Origin of the sequence: Winogradskya consettensis (assembly GCF_018332715.1) — a bacterium.
Classification (GTDB): domain Bacteria; phylum Actinomycetota; class Actinomycetes; order Mycobacteriales; family Micromonosporaceae; genus Actinoplanes; species Actinoplanes consettensis.
This window is the reverse complement of the sequence record NZ_BOQP01000052.1, coordinates 100712-117936: the sequence shown is the minus strand read 5'-3', so window position 1 is coordinate 117936 and position 17225 is coordinate 100712. Positions and strand designations below refer to the sequence as shown.

The 17225-nt window shown below is 68.3% G+C and carries 15 protein-coding genes and 1 pseudogene; 13 read left to right on the top strand and 3 right to left on the bottom strand.

Annotated elements, in window-relative coordinates; translation table 11 throughout:
• From Aco04nite_RS50310 to Aco04nite_RS50305, 4 genes and pseudogenes are all read left to right on the top strand, one after another.
• Entirely contained in the window at positions 1-372 is a 372-nt protein-coding gene (locus tag Aco04nite_RS50310; RefSeq protein ID WP_438874989.1) for a DUF4244 domain-containing protein, read from the top strand.
• A 56-nt stretch (positions 373-428) separates the two neighbouring features.
• Positions 429-788, top strand: a complete 360-nt coding sequence (locus Aco04nite_RS41635; RefSeq protein WP_244876679.1) for a TadE family type IV pilus minor pilin — start codon at positions 429-431, stop codon at positions 786-788.
• Complete coding sequence (locus Aco04nite_RS41630; protein ID WP_213002692.1) at positions 785-1183, top strand: Rv3654c family TadE-like protein; 399 nt, start codon at positions 785-787, stop codon at positions 1181-1183. The genes Aco04nite_RS41635 and Aco04nite_RS41630 overlap by 4 nt, the downstream gene beginning before the upstream one ends.
• Positions 1184-1370: 187 nt before the next feature.
• Positions 1371-1831, top strand: a pseudogene (locus tag Aco04nite_RS50305) (IS982 family transposase); the annotation flags it as partial.
• Between the two features lie 157 nt (positions 1832-1988).
• On the opposite strand, the gene Aco04nite_RS41625 reads toward Aco04nite_RS50305, so the two are convergent.
• Entirely contained in the window at positions 1989-4259 is a 2271-nt protein-coding gene (locus tag Aco04nite_RS41625; protein WP_244876697.1) for a DEAD/DEAH box helicase, read from the bottom strand.
• A 235-nt stretch (positions 4260-4494) separates the two neighbouring features.
• On the opposite strand from Aco04nite_RS41625, the gene Aco04nite_RS41620 reads away from it, so the two are divergent.
• From Aco04nite_RS41620 to Aco04nite_RS41585, 8 genes are all read left to right on the top strand, one after another.
• Complete coding sequence (locus tag Aco04nite_RS41620) at positions 4495-4866, top strand: STAS domain-containing protein (RefSeq protein ID WP_203836868.1); 372 nt, start codon at positions 4495-4497, stop codon at positions 4864-4866.
• Complete coding sequence (locus tag Aco04nite_RS41615) at positions 4863-5303, top strand: ATP-binding protein (protein WP_213002690.1); 441 nt, start codon at positions 4863-4865, stop codon at positions 5301-5303. Before Aco04nite_RS41620 ends, Aco04nite_RS41615 begins: the two co-directional genes overlap by 4 nt.
• Before the next feature lie 338 nt (positions 5304-5641).
• Positions 5642-8008 (top strand): sodium-translocating pyrophosphatase, encoded by a 2367-nt coding sequence (locus tag Aco04nite_RS41610; protein ID WP_213002689.1) that lies wholly within the window; start codon positions 5642-5644, stop codon positions 8006-8008.
• Between the two features lie 75 nt (positions 8009-8083).
• On the top strand, positions 8084-8614 hold the full coding sequence (locus Aco04nite_RS41605; protein WP_203836871.1) for a hypothetical protein: 531 nt from the start codon (positions 8084-8086) through the stop codon (positions 8612-8614).
• Between the two features lie 16 nt (positions 8615-8630).
• Positions 8631-9416 (top strand): hypothetical protein, encoded by a 786-nt coding sequence (locus Aco04nite_RS41600; RefSeq protein WP_244876678.1) that lies wholly within the window; start codon positions 8631-8633, stop codon positions 9414-9416.
• A gap of 166 nt (positions 9417-9582) precedes the next feature.
• The gene (gene topA, locus Aco04nite_RS41595; protein ID WP_213002688.1) at positions 9583-12432 is read left to right on the top strand and encodes a type I DNA topoisomerase; all 2850 of its coding nucleotides are present in this window, start codon (positions 9583-9585) and stop codon (positions 12430-12432) included.
• Between the two features lie 161 nt (positions 12433-12593).
• Positions 12594-13232, top strand: a complete 639-nt coding sequence (locus Aco04nite_RS41590) for a Panacea domain-containing protein (RefSeq protein WP_213002687.1) — start codon at positions 12594-12596, stop codon at positions 13230-13232.
• A 32-nt stretch (positions 13233-13264) separates the two neighbouring features.
• Entirely contained in the window at positions 13265-13885 is a 621-nt protein-coding gene (locus Aco04nite_RS41585; RefSeq protein ID WP_213002686.1) for a hypothetical protein, read from the top strand.
• On the opposite strand, the gene Aco04nite_RS41580 is transcribed toward Aco04nite_RS41585, so the two are convergent.
• Positions 13882-15171, bottom strand: coding sequence for a D-arabinono-1,4-lactone oxidase (locus tag Aco04nite_RS41580; RefSeq protein WP_244876677.1), 1290 nt, complete (start codon positions 15169-15171; stop codon positions 13882-13884). The two genes, Aco04nite_RS41585 and Aco04nite_RS41580, sit on opposite strands and share 4 nt — an antisense overlap.
• Positions 15172-15332: 161 nt before the next feature.
• Here Aco04nite_RS41580 and Aco04nite_RS41575 point away from each other — a divergent pair, with 161 nt between their 5' ends.
• On the top strand, positions 15333-15962 hold the full coding sequence (locus Aco04nite_RS41575) for a TetR/AcrR family transcriptional regulator (protein ID WP_203836876.1): 630 nt from the start codon (positions 15333-15335) through the stop codon (positions 15960-15962).
• A 7-nt stretch (positions 15963-15969) separates the two neighbouring features.
• On the opposite strand, the gene Aco04nite_RS41570 is transcribed toward Aco04nite_RS41575, so the two are convergent.
• Complete coding sequence (locus Aco04nite_RS41570; protein WP_213002684.1) at positions 15970-17175, bottom strand: amino acid deaminase/aldolase; 1206 nt, start codon at positions 17173-17175, stop codon at positions 15970-15972.
• Positions 17176-17225 lie beyond the last annotated feature (50 nt).

Genomic DNA, 17225 nt, shown 5'->3' with positions numbered 1-17225 from the left:
GTGCACCAACTGATCGTCGGCCTCCCCGGGCCGTCCCGCCCCGGCCCGCAAGCCCCGGGCCCTTGCTTCCCGGGCTCGGGCCTCGCTGCCCTGCGCTCGATTGCCCTGCGTTCTACGGCCCTGCGCTCTGCGGCCGTACGGTTCGCCGCCCTGTGCTGGGCCGGCTTCCGTGCAGTTGGGTCTCGGCAGGTCATCACGCGCTCGACCAGGCTGCGGCTCGCCGGATTTCGTAAGGACGAGGGCATGTCCACGGTCGAGTACGCGGTGGGGACACTCGCCGCGGCCGGTCTGGCGATAGTCCTCTACGAGGTTCTGACCAGCTCCGCGATCAAGCAGCGCCTGACGGACACGATCCTCGAGGCCCTGAAGTGACCGGGCGCCGGCAGCCCGTACCGCGCCGCGGATGGCGTGGACGTTGTCGTGACCTGGTGTCCGTGCGACAGGATCGGGGCTCGTTCACCGTGGAGCTGGCGGGTGGGCTGCCGGCGCTCATGCTTCTCCTGCTCTTCGGCCTCACGGCGATCAGCGCGGTGACAGCCCGGGGCCGATGCGTCGACGCGGCCAGGGAAGGCGCCATCATCGAGGCCAGAGGGGGCCCCGGAGCGGACCGTGCGGCCGGCATCGCCCCGCCGGGCGCGACGATCACGATCACCCCGGATGCCGCCGACCCCGCGAACTCCGTCACGGTCACCGTGGAAGCGCCCATCCCCGTGCTCGGCGGAAGCTTGCCGCGGCTCACCGTGCGGGCACGGGCCGTGGCGGCCCGAGAGCCGGTGATCTACGCATGACGGATGCTCTGGTGCTCGTCGAGAAGCCCGGCCGGCGTCTCGGATTCGACGACGACCGCGGGGCGGCAACGGTCTTCGTCCTGGCCGTCGGGCTGGCATTGCTCATGGCTGGCTCCGCGGGCGCGACGGTCGGCGCAGTTCGCGTCGCCCGTCACCAGGCCCGAGCCGCAGCCGACCTCGGCGCGCTGGCCGGAGCCATGCGTGCCGCCGAAGGCCCGGCCCCCGCCTGCACCCGAGCCGCCGAAATCGTCACCGCCAACAACGCCGCCCTCACCGCCTGCCACACGGACGGCTTCACCATCCTCGTCACGGCCGAAGTGGAGGTGAGCCCCCTCCCCGGCATGACCCTCCCCGCGACCGCGAATGCCCGGGCGGGCCCGATCTACGGCTCATGACCCGCCCGGCGCCCCGTGCCCGTCCCCGCTCGGCCCCGGCCCCGGGGCCGAGCTGCGGGGCGGGGCCGAGCTGCGGGGCCGAGCTGCGGCGCGGGGCGGGGCCGAGCTGCGGGGCGGGCCGAGCTGCGGCGCGGCGCGGGGCGGGGCGGGGCCGGGGTTCGGGGCGAGCTGCGGGGCGGGGTTCGGGGTGGGGCCGAGGCCGGGGCGGGGCCGGGCTCGGGCTGGAATCGACGACTTGTTGGGACGGCTTCGGGGGGTCGGTCGCCCATCTCGGTTGTCCGGCGCCGAGTTGCTGACGGTCTCGTGGCCAAGCCTTGCTCGGAGTTCCTTCGGAGGCGCGCCGACTGGGATTGCTGCTCGCCCGTCTGCCAGGCGGGTTCCCGTATCCGCCGGGTCAGTCCGGCTAGGGCAGGTGGCTTTGGTGCTGCTTTGCCGCTGCTGAAACGGGCTGTCCGGGTCGTCGCGGCGGACATTGATCTGAGGCATGACGACGTGTGGGTGACCGACTTGACGCCGGTTGGGTGGGGCCGCTCACGACCGGCGGTGCGACGCTCGGATTTGGCCGGGCGGGCCGGATGCGGCTCCTGGGCATCGCATTCGCGCTGGTTCTGGGGACTGCGCCTGAATCTGGTGTGCGTCCTGTCCGGGCCAGTTGATCATCGCGGATACGGGATCGACTCGACCTCGAACCGCGCGGCGGCTGCACGAGCGGGTCGGTGCGCGTACAGCTCAATGCCTGCTTGCTATGAGGCCGCGATCTGGCATGAGCCGGGCAGTCGGTGACCAGCAGTCAGGAGCCGCTCGTTCAGGGGCGGGATGGGAGGTGGGTGAGGACCGTGTCCAGGACGTGGACTGCTTTGGGTTTGTCGAGGGGGTTGTTGCCGTTGCCGCATTTGGGGGATTGGACGCAGGAGGGGCAGCCGGTTTCGCAGGTGCAGGAGGCGATGGCCTCGCGGGTGGCGCTCAGCCAGGCTGTGGCTGTGGCGTAGGCGCGTTCTGCGAAGCCGGCGCCGCCGGGGTGGCCGTCGTAGACGAAGACGGTGGGGCTTTCGGTGTCCTGGTGGTTGGCGGTGGAGAGGCCGCCGATGTCCCAGCGGTCGCAGGTGGCCATGAGGGGGAGGAGGCCGATGGCGGCGTGTTCCGCGGCGTGGAGGGCGCCGGGGATGTCCGGGGGTTCGACGCCTGCTTTGAGCAGGGCGTCCGGGGTGATGGTGAACCAGACGGCGACCGTGCGGAGTTGGCGGGTGGGGAGGTTGAGAGGGCGGGTGTCGATGATCTCGCCGGTGGCTATGCGGCGGCGTTGGTAGGAGACGACCTGGTTGGTGACGTCGACGTCGCCGACGAAGAGGCTGACCGGGCCGGCGTCGACACGGTCCCTGATCGCGACCACGGACAGGTCGGTGACGTCGCGGGCGTGGGTGGACCAGTCGGGGTTGGCGGGGTGGACCAGGGCCACGGCGTCGTCCAGGTCGAGGTCGTCGACCACGTAGGTGACGCCCTGGTGCAGGTAGACCGCGCCGGTGTGGAGCATGACGTGTGAGGAGCCCTCGTCGACCGTGCCCAGCAGGCGGCCCGTTGACCGCTCGACCACGGCGATGGGGCCGCCGCCGGTGCCGCGCAGGTCGACGTCGGGACGGCCCTGGTGGGTCCAGTACCAGCCGGACGGGCGTTTGCGCAGGGCTCCGGAGGCGGTCAGGGCCTCGACTGCGAGGCGGGCGGGTTCGCCGCCGAAGAGGTCGAGGTCGGCGGGGCGCAGGGGAGCCTCGGACGCCGCGGAGCAGAGCTGCGGGCCGAGGACGTACGGGTTGGTGGGGTCGAAGACCGTTGCCTCGACGGGACGGCCGAAGAGTGCCTCGGGATGGTGGACGAGGTAGGTGTCCAAGGGGTCGTCCCGGGCTATCAGGACGGCGAGGGCCTCGCCGCCGGCCCGGCCTGCGCGGCCCGCCTGCTGCCACAGGGAGGCGCGGGTGCCGGGGTAGCCGCAGATGAGTACGGCGTCCAGCCCGACGAGGTCGACGCCGAGTTCGAGGGCGTTCGTGGACGCGAGGGCCAGCAGCTCGCCCGAGAGCAGGGCCCGTTCGATGGCGCGGCGGTCCTCCCGCAGGTAGCCGGCCCGGTATGCCGCGACGCGTTTGCCCAGGCCCGGGACGGCCTCGTCGAGTGAGCGATGGGTCATGGACGCGACGACCTCGGCGCCCCGGCGGGAGCGGACGAAGGCGAGCGTGCGGGTGCCCGACACCACCGCGTCGGTCAGCAGGTCCGCCGTTTCACTCAGTGCCGACCGGCGGGTCGGGGGCAGGTCGGGATCTTCGTGGGGGACCAGCGGGGGCTCCCACAGGGCGAACGTCACCGCCCCGCGCGGCGATGCGTCGTCGGTCACCGCGGTCACGGGCAGGCCGGTCAGCCGGGACGCCGCTCCGGCAGGGTCGCCCGAGGTGGCCGAGGCCAGCACGAAGGTCGGGTTACCGCCGTACTGGGCGGCCAGGCGGCGCAGGCGGCGCAGGACGTGGGAGACGTGCGAGCCGAAGACGCCTCGGTAGGTGTGGCACTCGTCGATCACGACGTACGAGAGGCGGCGCAGGAAGACGGCCCATTTGGCGTGGCCCGGCAGGAGGGCGTGATGCAGCATGTCGGGGTTGGTGAGCACGAAGCGTGAGTGCTCGCGGATCCACTCGCGCTCCTCGCGCTGGGTGTCACCGTCGTATGTGGCCGGCCGGACGCCGTCGAGGTCCAGGCGGGCGACGGCTCGTAGCTGGTCGGCGGCGAGCGCCTTGGTGGGGGAGAGGTACAGCACGGTCGCGCGGGGATCGCTCAGCAGTCTGCTCAAGGCGGGCATCTGGTACGCGAGGGACTTGCCGGACGCCGTCCCCGTGGCGACGACTACGTGTTGACCGCTGTGGGCGTACGCGGCAGCTGTGGCCTGATGCTCCCAGGGCTCGAAGCCGTAAGCCTCCCGCAGGGCGGCGGGCACCCACTCGGGCCAGGGTGCCGTTCGCCCGGTCCTGGCCGCGACGCGCTCGACATGCGTGACCGGTGATTCGTCGCGGGAAGGGCGTCCGGCCCGCAGTCGATGCAGAAGATCAGCGGCCCCGACGGACGGCCCGGCAGACGGTCCGGGGACGGCCGATCCGCTGCGTGCGGCGGGGACGCCGGGGACGGTCGTGGTCACGCGTGAACTCTGACACCGGTATGACGGGAACCCCAAACGGGTACGACGGAGGGTGCGACGCGCCGGGCAATGACGGCCGGTGGTTAGATTCGCTGGGGAGATCGGCCCCCCGAGAGCATGTGGCACGGAGGGAGGAGGACCGATGGAGCTGTCGCTGACGACCCGGACAGTCGGCGAGCACACGGTGCTCGACGTCGGCGGTGAGGTGGATGTTTACACGGCACCGCGCCTGCGTGAACGGCTCGTGGAGCTGGTTGACGGCGGTTCGCGGCATGTCGTGGTGGACCTCGCGCGCGTCGATTTCCTGGATTCCACCGGCCTGGGTGTGCTGGTGGGTGCGCTCAAGCGGTTGCGTGCCGCTAATGGCACGTTCGGCCTGGTCTGCGCCAAGGAACCGTTGCTGAAGATTTTCCGGATCACCGCGCTCGACCAGGTGTTCCCGATCTATTCCTCCGTCGAAGCGGCTATCTCGACGTCGTCCGGCGAACGCGACGACAACCCTCCGACGGCGTGATGGCGACGGTACGGCTGTCCTTCTCGCCGGCTCCTGTGCACGTGCGCACTGCCCGCCTGGTCGGTGTCGCGGTGGCCCGGCGCGCGGGGGTTGCCGAGGAATTGCTGGACGAGGTGCGTCTCGCGATCGGTGAGGCCTGCACCAGGGCCGTCGCGCTGCACAACCAGTACCGCATCCCGGATCTGGTCATGGTGGAAATGTCCGACTCGGACTCGTACATGGTGCGGGTCATCGACCGCGCCCCGATCGAGGCGAGCATCGGCCTGACCAAGTTGCCGCCCGACGAGCTGGCCGACGAGTCGCTCACGGACGAGGCGCTGACCACCGGTGTCGGGTTTGCACTGCTGGCCGGATTTGTCGACGATCTCCAGGTCCGCCCGGTTGATGAGGGCGCCGGCACCGAGGTCCGCATGGTCTGGCCCGTCCACCGCCGTTAAAAGTCGCCGCTAAAGCTCGAATAGCGAGCGAAGTCGAAACCGCTCAGCGCAAAAAGGACGCCGTCCGGCGCAAGCGGTGGGTCAACGCTGCCTGGGGCCGGGAGCTTAAAGGCTGTCCGACCTGGACGCCAACCGCTGACACAGCGAAGAACATCACCACGCCGTGGGCTCAAGATATGTGACCATCACCACGTTCTCCCGTTACAGTACGCCAGTAATCAGCTACTGCTCCCTGGGTGCCGCACCCCGCGGGACCTGGTTCGTCGTCTCCCCGTCCAGGGGATGCGCCGAGCAGTCTCGTCCGCTGTTCGGTGCGTACGGTGCACAGGAGGACATTGATGTCCGGAAGCTCCACTATTCTCGCCGCGGAAAGCGGTGCGGTCTCTCTCTCCGGTTCTAACGTCACATTCGTCATCGTCGCGATTGTGTTCGCGCTCGTCGCGCTCGCATTCGCCGCGGTCTTCGTGCAATCGGTGCTCAAGGCCGGTCGCGGCACCACCTCCATGCAGGAGATCGCCGGTGCCGTGCAGGAGGGCGCATCCGCCTACCTGATCCGGCAGTTCAGGACGCTGGCGATCTTCGTCGTCATCGCGGTGGTGCTGTTGTTCCTGCTGCCGGTGCACGGTTCCGGCGACAACGAGACCATGGTCAAGATCGGCCGGTCGCTGTTCTTCATCGTCGGCGCCGTCTTCAGTTCGTTCATCGGTGGTGCCGGCATGGCGCTGGCGACGCGGGCGAACGTACGGGTGGCAGCAGCCGCCAGCGAGACAGGCGGCCGCGAGAAAGCGATGGGTATCGCGTTCCGCACCGGCGGCGTGGTCGGATTCCTCACCGTCGGCCTCGGGCTGGCCGGTGGCGCGCTGGTCGTGCTGATCTACCGCAGTGATGCCCCGACGGTGCTCGAGGGCTTCGGCTTCGGTGCGGCGCTGCTCGCGATGTTCATGCGGGTCGGCGGCGGCATCTTCACCAAGGCCGCCGACGTCGGCGCGGACCTCGTGGGCAAGGTGGAGAAGGGCATCCCGGAGGACGACCCGCGCAACGCGGCGACGATCGCCGACAACGTGGGCGACAACGTCGGTGACTGTGCCGGTATGGCGGCCGACCTCTTCGAGTCGTACGCGGTCACCCTGGTGGCGGCCTTGATCCTGGGCCAGGCGGCGTTCGGCCAGGACGGTTTGATCTTCCCGCTGATCGTCTCGACGGTCGGCGTGGTCATCGCGATCGTGGGTGTCTTCATCACCCGGCTGCGCGCCTCGGACCGCAACGGACTGACCGCCATCAACCGGGCGTTCTACATCTCCGCGGTGCTGAGCGCGGTCATCGTGGCGGTCATCAGCTTCCTCTACCTGCCGGACAGCTTCGCCGGCTTCAACGACTCGTCACTGGATGCCGGGGTGGTCGCCAGCGGCCGTAACCCGCAGCTCGTGGCGATCGGCGCGGTGGTCATCGGCATCGTGCTCGCCGCCGCCATCCAGGCGCTGACCGGCTACTTCACCGAGGTCGAGCGGCGTCCGGTGCAGGACATCGGCAAGTCCTCGCAGACCGGCGCGGCCACCGTCGTGCTGGCCGGCATCAGCATCGGGCTCGAATCAGCCGTCTACTCGGCGCTGTTGATCGGTGCCGGTGTATACGGTGCGTTCCTGCTGGGCGGCTCGTCCATCACGTTGTCGCTCTTCGCGGTTGCGCTCGCCGGCACCGGCCTGCTGACCACGGTCGGCGTCATCGTGGCCATGGACACCTTCGGGCCGATCTCCGACAACGCCCAGGGCATCGCGGAGATGTCCGGCGACGTCGACGAGCGCGGCGCGCAGATCCTGACCGAGCTCGACGCGGTCGGCAACACCACGAAGGCGATCACCAAGGGCATCGCGATCGCGACCGCCGTACTCGCCGCGACCGCGCTCTTCGGGTCGTACACGAACACGCTCTCGAGCTCGCTGGCCGACGCCGGGCTCCAGCCCGACCAGATCGGGCTGGAGATCCTCAACCTGCTCAACATCTCCAACCCGCGCAACCTGGTCGGCCTGCTGATCGGTGCCGCGGTGGTCTTCCTCTTCTCGGGCCTGGCCATCAACGCCGTCTCCCGCTCGGCGGGCGCGGTTGTCATGGAGGTACGCCGCCAGTTCCGCGAATTCCCCGGCATCATGGACTATTCGCAGCGCCCCGAGTACGGCCGAGTTGTCGACATCTGCACCCGCGACGCCCAGCGTGAACTGCTCACCCCGGGCCTGCTCGCGATCATGGCACCGATCGCGGTGGGCTTCGGCCTGGGCGCCGGCGCGCTGGCCTCCTACCTGGCCGGAGCCATCGGCGCGGGCACGCTGATGGCGGTCTTCCTGGCCAACTCCGGCGGCGCCTGGGACAACGCCAAGAAGCTGGTCGAGGATGGCGCGTACGGCGGCAAGGGCTCCGACGCCCACGCCGCGACGGTCATCGGCGACACCGTCGGCGACCCGTTCAAGGACACCGCCGGCCCGGCCATCAACCCGCTGCTCAAGGTGATGAACCTGGTCTCGCTGCTGATCGCGCCCGCGGTCGTGGCGTGGAGCATCGGCACCGACCGGAACACCCCGCTGCGGGTCAGCATCGCGGTCGTCGCGGCGCTGATCATCGTGGCGGCCGTCGTGTGGAGCAAGCGCAAGCCGATCTCGATGGGTGAGGAGCCGTCCGCGGCCGAACCCGAGAGCAAGCGGGTGAGTGCCTGACCGTAAAGCGGTCTATGTGGGCACCCGGCACTCGCCGGGTGCCCTCGGCCACTTCTTGCCCGTACGCTGCAAGCCATGCGCACGGCCCGCACCATCCCCCTACTCCTCGTTTGTTCCATCGTCGTGACGCTGGGTGCCTGTTCGAGCGGTCCGGCACCCCGCGCGTGGGCCGCCGCGGTCTGCCAGGTGCTGGCGCCGTGGCGATCCGAGATAGGCACCCTCACGACCCGCACCCAGCAGCAGATGACCGCGGAGACGACACCCGCACAGGCGAAGGAAAATCTGACCCGGCTCTTCGGCGGTGCCGAGGACGCGAGCGAGAAGGCCCGCGCCGGTGTCGAGAAGGCAGGAGTGCCGGATGTCGACGCCGGCAAGACCGTCTCGGAGAGTTTCCTCGCTTCGCTCAGCGCGATGCGCGATTCTTACGGTCGTGCCAAGACCGGCATAGAAGCCCTGGCCATCAGCCCGGCGAAAGACTTCTACACCAAGGTGGGCACGGTCGTGCAGACCCTGAACTCGGAGTACGCAGCCAGCGAGCTCGACACCAGCAATCTGGCGTCGGTGGAGCTCAAGGACGCGTTCGACGAAGCACCCGAATGTAGATGAAAGGGCGCCGCTGACCATGGCCGTGGCCGAGCCCGGGTGGCCGCTGATTCCGCGCGAGGTGCTGCCCGCGCCGGTCGAGCTCGCCCATCCGCGCAAACGGCGTACAGCCACGCCCACGGTTCCGGGCGGCAAACAGTTGTCCGTTTTCGGCGTCGAGGCGGTCGACCCGTCGCTGGCGGATCTGGCGGGGCTGCTCGCCGGGCCGGGGACACTGGGCAAAATGGGTGGAACCGCTCGCGTTTCGGTGCGCGTCGACGCCGCTTGGCGCGTACACGTCATGGTCCAGGAACTGGTCGGCCGGGGTCTTGTCGTCAACTGGAACCCCGTTTCGGAGAACCCTCGCGAAGAGCCCGTGGCCGAACTCACGTCGGTTCCTGTGGACGAGGGGCACGACGACTCCCCGACGCCGGAGCCGGAACGTGTAGATAAAGAGGTGCACGAGGTCGAGCCGACCGTCGCTTTCGAGGTGCGAACGGCGTACAGCAGCAGGTTGAACGGCCTGGCCCACGCCTGGCCGCCGCCGGCCGGAAGGCTTTTTCTCAACGGGCCCCGGTTGCGGTTGTGGGTTGCCGCGGCAGGAGCACCCCGCCCCCATGGGTACGCCCTCGGTCTGGATCCCGACGGGTCGCTTGACAAAGCCGTCGATGCCGCGTTGACCAGGGTGGGTCTGGCGGGCACCGTGCACGCCGGTCGCACGTACGTGATCGCAGGTCGCAGACGTTTAGCACGCCTCGCCGAACTGGTCGGTGAACGACCCGAAGCAGCCCCCGAAAGGCTGTGGCCCGGCGGCGCGGCCGCGTGATCTTCCCCGATTGTGGGCGGCAAGAGGCTACGTTCCCGGTGTACGGTGTCGCCGTCGGACGCATGCTGTGGCCGGGCCGTTACCATCCGACTTCGGCCTGCCCCGGGAATGCGAGCTTGTCTGGCGCGTTACGTTGAACGTCCGTGAGCTGAAGTTTGGGAGTGCCGTGCCGAGTAACGCCAGGACGACCCGTCTGGTCATCGTCGAGTCCGCCTCGAAGGCCAAGACGATCGCCGGTTACCTGGGCCCCGACTACTTTGTCGAGGCCTCCCTCGGCCATGTCCGCGACCTGCCGAAGAACGCCGCCGACGTGCCCGCCAAGTACAAGGGCGAGCCGTGGGCGCGGCTCGGTGTCGACGTCGACAACGGCTTCCACGCGCTCTACGTCGTCTCCCAGGACCGCAAGGCCCAGCTCGCCAAACTGACCAAGCTGGCCAAGGAAGTCGACGAGATCCTGCTCGCGACGGACGAGGACCGCGAGGGCGAGGCCATCGCCTGGCACCTGATCGAGACGATCAAGCCCAAGGTCCCGGTCAAGCGGATGGTCTTCCACGAGATCACCAAGCCGGCGATCCTGGCGGCCGTCACCCAGCTCCGCGACATCGACCGTGACCTGGTCGACGCGCAGGAGGCCCGGCGCATCCTCGACCGCCTCTACGGCTACGAGGTCAGCCCGGTCCTGTGGAAGAAGGTCATGCCCCGGCTCTCCGCCGGCCGGGTCCAGTCCGTCGCCACCCGCATCGTGGTGGAGCGTGAGCGCCAGCGCATGGCGTTCCGCTCGGCCGAGTACTGGGACATCAACGCCCAGCTGGCGGTCCAGGGCAAGACCGAAGGCGCCCGCAGCTTCAGCGCCACCCTGGTCGCCCTCGACGGCGACCGGATCGCCACCGGCAAGGACTTCGAGCCCACGACCGGGCAGGTCAGGCCGAACGCCGGGGTCGTGCACCTCGACGGTGACGGCGCACGAGGCCTTGCCGCCCGCCTCGAGGACCGGCCCTTCACGGTCACCCGGGTCGAGGAGAAGCCCTACCGCCGCAAGCCCTACGCGCCGTTCATCACCTCGACGCTGCAGCAGGAAGCCGCACGCAAGATGCGCTTCTCCGCCTCGCAGACCATGCGCACGGCCCAGCGGCTGTACGAGAACGGTTACATCACCTACATGCGTACGGACTCGGTGAACCTCTCCGAGACCGCGATCACCGCCGCGCGCCGCCAGATCGCCGAGCTCTACGGCGAGCGCAACGTGCCGACCCAGCCGCGCCGCTACACGAGCAAGGTCAAGAACGCGCAGGAAGCTCACGAGGCGATCCGTCCCGCAGGCGAGAATTTCCGTACGCCAGGAGAGGTCGCCAAGGAGCTCTCCGCCGACGAGTTCAAGCTGTACGAGCTCATCTGGCGCCGCACCATCGCGTCGCAGATGACCGACGCGGTAGGCAACTCCGTCTCCGTACGCATCCGCGCAGTCTCCACCGCCGGCGAAGAGGCCGACTTCGGCGCCTCCGGCAAGACGATCACCGACCCCGGCTTCCTGCGCGCCTACGTCGAGTCCTCGGACGACGAGAACGCCGAGGCCGAGGACGCCGAGCGTCGCCTGCCGACCCTGGTCAAGGACCAGCCGCTCACCCCCGAGCAGCTCGCCGCCGTGGGCCACCACACCTCCGCGCCCTCCCGCTACACCGAGGCCTCGCTGGTCAAGGCCCTCGAAGAGCTGGGCATCGGCCGCCCGTCGACCTACGAATCGATCATCAGGACAATCCAGGACCGCGGGTACGTCGAGAAGCGCGGTCAGGTGCTGATCCCGTCCTTCATCGCGTTCGCGGTCATCGGGCTGCTCGAGGGCCACTACCCCCGCCTGGTCGACTACAACTTCACCGCCGCGATGGAAACCCAGCTCGACGACATCGCCGGTGGCGACCACGCCGCCCTGGACTTCCTCACCTCCTTCTACTTCGGCAGCCAGAACGCCGGCGAGGACGACACCATCGCCAAGGCCGGCGGCCTGAAGAAGATGGTCACCGAGAACCTCACCTCCATCGACGCCCGCTCGGTCAACTCCATCCCGCTCTTCGTCGACGAGGACAACCGCCAGGTCGTCGTCCGCGTCGGCCGCTACGGCCCCTACCTGCAGCGTCAGCTCCCCGACGCCACCGAGGAAGCCAAAGAGGACCGCGTCTCCATCCCCGAGGGCGTCGCCCCGGACGAGCTCACCCGTGAGAAGGTCGCCGAGCTCTTCCTCGGCGGCGGCGGCGAACGCACCCTCGGCAAGGACCCGGACAACGGCGACGAGGTCCACATCAAGTCCGGCCGCTACGGCCCGTACGTCCAGGCCGGCGAGCGCACCTCCTCCCTGTTCAAGACCCAGACCCCCGACACGGTGACGCTGGAGGAAGCCCTCAAGCTCCTCACCCTCCCCCGCGCGGTCGGCAAGGACCCGGAAGGCGCCGACATCCTCGCGGCAAACGGCCGCTACGGCCCGTACGTCAAGCGCGGCGACGACTACCGCTCCCTCGACAGCGAGGACAAACTCTTCACGGTCACCCTCGACGAGGCCCTCGCCCTCCTCGCCGCCCCGAAGACCCGCCAGCGCCGCGCCGCCGCACCCCCGCTGCGCGAAATGGGCGAGGACCCGGCCACCAAGCTCGCCCTGGTCATCAAGGAAGGCCGCTTCGGCCCGTACGTCACCGACGGCGAATACAACGCCTCCCTGCGCCGCGGCCAAACGCCGGAAGAGCTGACGATCGAGCAGGCCTCCGAGATGCTCGCCGAGAAGCGCGCCAAGGGCCCGGCCCCGAAGAAGAAGGCCGCCGCCAAGAAGGCCCCGGCCAAGGCCGCCGCCGACGGCGCCGCCCCCGCGAAGAAGACCGCCGCTAAGAAGACGACGGCCAAGAAGACCACCGCTAAGAAGACGCCGGCCAAGAAGGCAGCCCCTCGCAAGGCCACCAACGCCGCTCCGGCCGCCAAGAAGGCAGCCCCGAAGAAGGCAGCCCCGGCGAAGGCAACGGCCTCGGCCGAGTAGTCATCCGCAAAGTTGTCACTCCGCAGGGGTAGTCATAGCGCAAGCTGACTACTAACCTCTTGCCCAGTGAGTATGGCGCCGCCGATCCTCGGCGGCCCTGTCTAACTGGGGAGTATGCGATGCTTGGCGAGTTGGTACGTGCAGCCGCAAGAGGTGATCACATGCTGAAGGCCCACGACGTGGCCGCTGTGATCGAAGCGCGATTGGGTGGTCATGGGCTCGAGCCCATGCGCTTGCAGAAGATTTTGTATTACGTGCAGTCCTGGCATCTGGCCGTCAGGGGTGAGCCGCTCTTCGGGGGGCATTTTGAGGCCTGGCCGGAAGGCCCGGTTCTCCCGGAAGTTCTGAACGATCGCCGATACGAATTGTCTCAGACCTTGGAGCTCGACGATCAGGTCGTGGACCTTATCGAGCTCGTCGTACGCACCTACGGGTTCCTGGCTTCTGACGAGTTGGCTTCGTTGGTCAAGACCGAAACTCCGTGGTGGGAGGCCCGGCGGGGCCTTCGCGAAGGCACACCCGGTCCCGCTGTCATCAGTAGCGCTTCGATGGCCGATTTTGTCCGTGCTCACCGTCGGCTTCAGGAATTCTCGGCGGCGGATCTGGCCTCACCTTCGTTTTACATCGAGGGCCGGCGTAACACCGAACCCTTCAACGCCCGTGCATTTATCGAGGCGTTGGGTCCCGAGTTCGACGATCCGCCGGGCGAAAACCCGTGGCCTTCTGCGTTCGGTGACTACAGATTGTATTTACAGGAAGACGGGACAGAGGAGCGCGGCCCCGCCGATTCCGGAGTCTGACTGTGAAGAAAAATAGGCAGCCAAGTCGGTATGTGGTCGTGTTCGACTGCAATATCTACCTCGACGCGGCACGAGTCCTCGGCGAGCCCTTTACCTGGGGCAAGCTTCGCCACGTTGTGGATAAATTGGAGTCTGTCCTCGTGCCGCATCCCAAGGATGAGGCCTTTGACTCGCTGCGCGCTCTGAACTACGCGTATGCCGTGCAGATCGACCTTGACAACGTAGAGGTCTGGGCCTCGTATCATATCGCCGTAATGGTTCGGTATGTTCTTGAGCGTCCTGTTGTTCCTAGTAAAAAGAATGAAACCCCTGGGCTGGGCTGGAGCGCTGAGTCAGTCGAAGATCTCCTCGATGAACTGATATTTGGCCTGGTAACCCTGTCCGGCGGGGGAATTGTTAAACGGTACTTGCCGGACGGCAATCCGCCGCTCGACCATGAAGACGGAAAGATTTACGGGGCATGCCGGGCGTTGGCCGGAGACGACCCGTTGGCAGAGGTGTATTGCGTGACGCGTGATCGCGAATTCCGAGCGGCGTATCGCAAAGGCCTGCTCGGCAGGCACACTCAGGTAATTGCGCCGGCGGAGTTGGCAATGATGATCAGACAGGCCTCTGCGCAGGCGGCTTTTCGCAGAATATTGGGCGATGGTTAGCTGCCGAGGACCTGTTGGAGGTAGGGGTTGGTGAAGACTCGGTGGGGGTCGAGTTGGTTGCGGACGGCCTGAAAGGCGTCGAATTTGGGGTAGGCCTTGCTGAGGGAGTCTGCGTCTCGGTAGTGGAGTTTGCCCCAGTGGGGGCGGCCGCCCATGGGGGCGCAGATGGCTTCGAAGGCTTTGAAGTAGGGCTCGTAAGGGGAGCCTGCGTACTGGTGGACGGCGATGTAGGCGGAGTCTCGGCCGTAGCCGTGGGAGAGCCAGACGTCGTCGGGGCCGGTGAAGCGGACTTCGACGGGGAACTGGATCTTGAAGGGGAGCTTGCCGATGATTTTGGGGAGCTCGGCGAGGGCTTCGGCGACGTGTTCGCGGGGGATCTCGTATTCCATCTCCACGAAGCGGACGCGGCGGGAGGTGCAGAAGACCTGGTCGGAGCGGGAGGTGTATGTGCGGGTTGTGAGGGCTCGGGCTGCTACCGCGCTGATGGTGGGGACCACGGCCGGGATTTTCTGGCCGAGGCTGCAGGCGCCCTGGAAGACCGTGTTGGAGAGGAATTCTTCGTCGAGCCAGCCGCGGAAGCCTGACAGCGGGGTGTGGGACTCGTCGACGCGGTTGTTGCGTTTGAGCTGGGCCCGGTCGGTGTAGGGGTACCAGTAGAACTCGAAGTGGTCGTTGGTGGCGATGCCCTCGTCGAGCATGGCCAGGACGTCCGGCATCGGCATCGGGCGTTCGTCGGCGAGTAGGACGAAGGCCGGGACGCAGCGCAGGGTCACGTCGACGAGGATGCCGAGGGCGCCGATGCCCAGGCGCGCTGCCGGGAAGAGCTCCGAGGTCGAGTCGACGTGCAGGATCTCGCCGGAGCCGGTTACGAGGGTGACGGCTTCGACGCAGGACGCGAGCGTTGAGTGGGAATTGCCCGCTCCGTGCGTACCCGTGGAAATTGCTCCTGCGATTGTCTGCTGGTCGATGTCACCCAGATTGGGCATCGCCAGGCCGTTCTGGGCCAAGAGGTCGTTCAACCGATAGAGGGGCATGCCGGCCTGCACAGTGACCAGATTGCCCTCGATCGAGATCAGCCGGTTGAGGCGGTGCAGGACCATGCGCTGGTCGTCCGCCACGGCGATGGCGGTGAAGGAATGACCGCTTCCTACCGCTTTGACCTTCCTGCCAGTGGCTGCTGCCTCCTTGACCAGGGCCGATACCTCGTCCACGGTGCCAGGGGTGAGAACGTCGGTGGCGTGGGACTGCTGGTTGCGGCCCCAGTTCTGCCAGCGGCTAGAGGTCATAGGGAGCGTTATGTCACTGGTCATTCCGGCCTTGTCCTCCCGACGAGCGGACAGTCGCACAAAACCGGGAATGCCGGGTGTTCCCGGCGTCCCGTCGATGCCCCTCGCTCGTTGATCCGAGTAACGTTCCGATTATCACTGCTGAGAGGGAGTGGCGACGCGTGTCGACACCAACCGTCACCACCGGACCGCTGCGGCGCGTACCGGTGCAGGGCAGAAGCGTTGCCCGGGTTCAGCGCATGCTCGACGCCTGTGCTGAGCTGGTGGACGAGGTCGGGTACGAAGGCCTGACCACCACCTTGCTGGCCGAGCGTGCCGAGGTAGCCATCGGCTCGGTCTACCAGTTCTTCCCGGACAAGCGGGCCATCGTCCAGGCCCTTGCGATGCGCAACATGGATGCGTATTTGCAGAGCCTGTCCGCGCGTTTCGCCAATGAGACCTTCGCCCATTGGTGGGACGGGGTCGACGCGGCGATCGACGCATACATTCACATGCACCGCAGCGTGCCCGGATTCCGGACGCTGCATTTCGGTGATGTGGTGGACCTGCACCTGCTCGACGCCGAGCGGGACAACAACGCTGTCATCGCCGACCGGCTGGCCGAGTTGCTCGTGGAGCAGTTCCAGCTGATGGAGCGCGCGCGGCTGCGGTTCGCGTTGCTGATCGCGGTGGAATCGGCGGACGCGCTGATCAAGCTCGCGTTCCGCCGCGAGGTGACCGGCGACGAGGCCGTCCTGACCGAGGCCAAGGCGCTGATCCGCGAGTATCTGCACCGCCACGTGCCGGCCTAGGCACGGGCTAGCCGAGGAACGCATACCCCTCTCCCCGGTACGTCGGGGTCGGCGTGGCCGTGTCGCCGTCGATCAGGTGCACCTGGTTGACGTGCTCACACAGCTCGCCGGCCTTGGCGTGGCGGAACCAGACCCGATCGCCCGGCCGTAGCGCCTCGGCGGCCGCCCCGACCAGCGGGGTCTGCACCTCGCCGGCGCCCTCGTCGCTCTTGAAGCGCAGGCCCTCGGGGAGCCAGGGGGTGGGCTGGCGGGAGGGCCCGGTCTGGCCGGAGGCGATCCACCCGCCGCCGAGGACCGTGGCGATGTTCGGCGCGGGGCGGCGTACGACGGAAAGCCCGAAGAAGGCCGCAGGTGTGGGTCGCCATGCCCGGTAGCCGTCGAAGAGGGTCGGTCCGAGCAGCCCGGAACCCGCGGCGACCTCGGTGACCGACGGGTCTGCCGCGGTCAGCGCCATGCTGCCGGTGCCACCGCCGTTCACGAACTCCAGGTCGGCGTGCTCACGCACTGCCGCCACCGCGGCCATCCGGCGCTTGAGCAGCTCGGGGAGGGCGCGGCGCTGCATCATGCGGATCGCGCGGGCGCGTAGGGCCTGGCCGGGTGGCATGTCGCCGACCCCGGCGATGTGCGCTTCGTAGGCCATCATCGCGACCAGGGCGAAACCAGGGCGGGCCACCAGGCGCCGGGCCAGCTGACCGGCCTGCGCGGCGGAGTGGACGGGGGAGCGGCGTACGCCCACGTGCAGCGGCCCGGCCGGCTTCCAGGAAGCGTCGAGCTCGAGGCAGATGCGGACGTCGGGACGCTTTCCCGGGGCGGTCACCGCGTCGATGAGGTCGAGATGGGCGGTGCTGTCCACCATCAGGGTGATGGCGGCGGCGAGTTGCGGGTCGGCGGTCAGCTCGGCGATCGCGGCGCGGTCCACTGTCGGATAGCCGATCAGGACGTCATCGCTCACGCCGTTGCGGACCAGCCAGATCGCCTCGGGCAGCGTGTAGGCCATGATTCCGGACCAGTCGGGGCGTTGCAGCACCCGCTCCAGCAGCGCTCGTACGCGTACCGACTTGCTCGCGACCCTGATCGGCTTGCCCGCCGAGCGCAGCGACAATGCGGCCGCGTTGGCGTCGAAAGCGGCGAGATCCACCACGGCGATCGGCGTCTCGAGGTCGGCGGTGGCGCGGTCCAGTCGTTTCTGAAGTTCGCTGCGTTCGGCGATCACGGGAGCAACTTATCCGCTCGCGAGCCAATGCGAAACACCTTCATTTTTGC

Excerpts from the sequence above, each read along its gene's own strand:
- Aco04nite_RS41610 (WP_213002689.1), top strand. The coding sequence starts at position 5,642 with ATGTCCGGAAGCTCCACTATTCTCGCCGCGGAAAGCGGTGCGGTCTCT.
- Aco04nite_RS41580 (WP_244876677.1), bottom strand. The coding sequence starts at position 15,171 with ATGACCTCTAGCCGCTGGCAGAACTGGGGCCGCAACCAGCAGTCCCAC.
- Aco04nite_RS41630 (WP_213002692.1), top strand. The coding sequence starts at position 785 with ATGACGGATGCTCTGGTGCTCGTCGAGAAGCCCGGCCGGCGTCTCGGA.
- Aco04nite_RS41605 (WP_203836871.1), top strand. The coding sequence starts at position 8,084 with ATGCGCACGGCCCGCACCATCCCCCTACTCCTCGTTTGTTCCATCGTC.
- Aco04nite_RS41600 (WP_244876678.1), top strand. The coding sequence starts at position 8,631 with ATGGCCGTGGCCGAGCCCGGGTGGCCGCTGATTCCGCGCGAGGTGCTG.
- Aco04nite_RS41590 (WP_213002687.1), top strand. The coding sequence starts at position 12,594 with ATGCTGAAGGCCCACGACGTGGCCGCTGTGATCGAAGCGCGATTGGGT.
- Aco04nite_RS41620 (WP_203836868.1), top strand. The coding sequence starts at position 4,495 with ATGGAGCTGTCGCTGACGACCCGGACAGTCGGCGAGCACACGGTGCTC.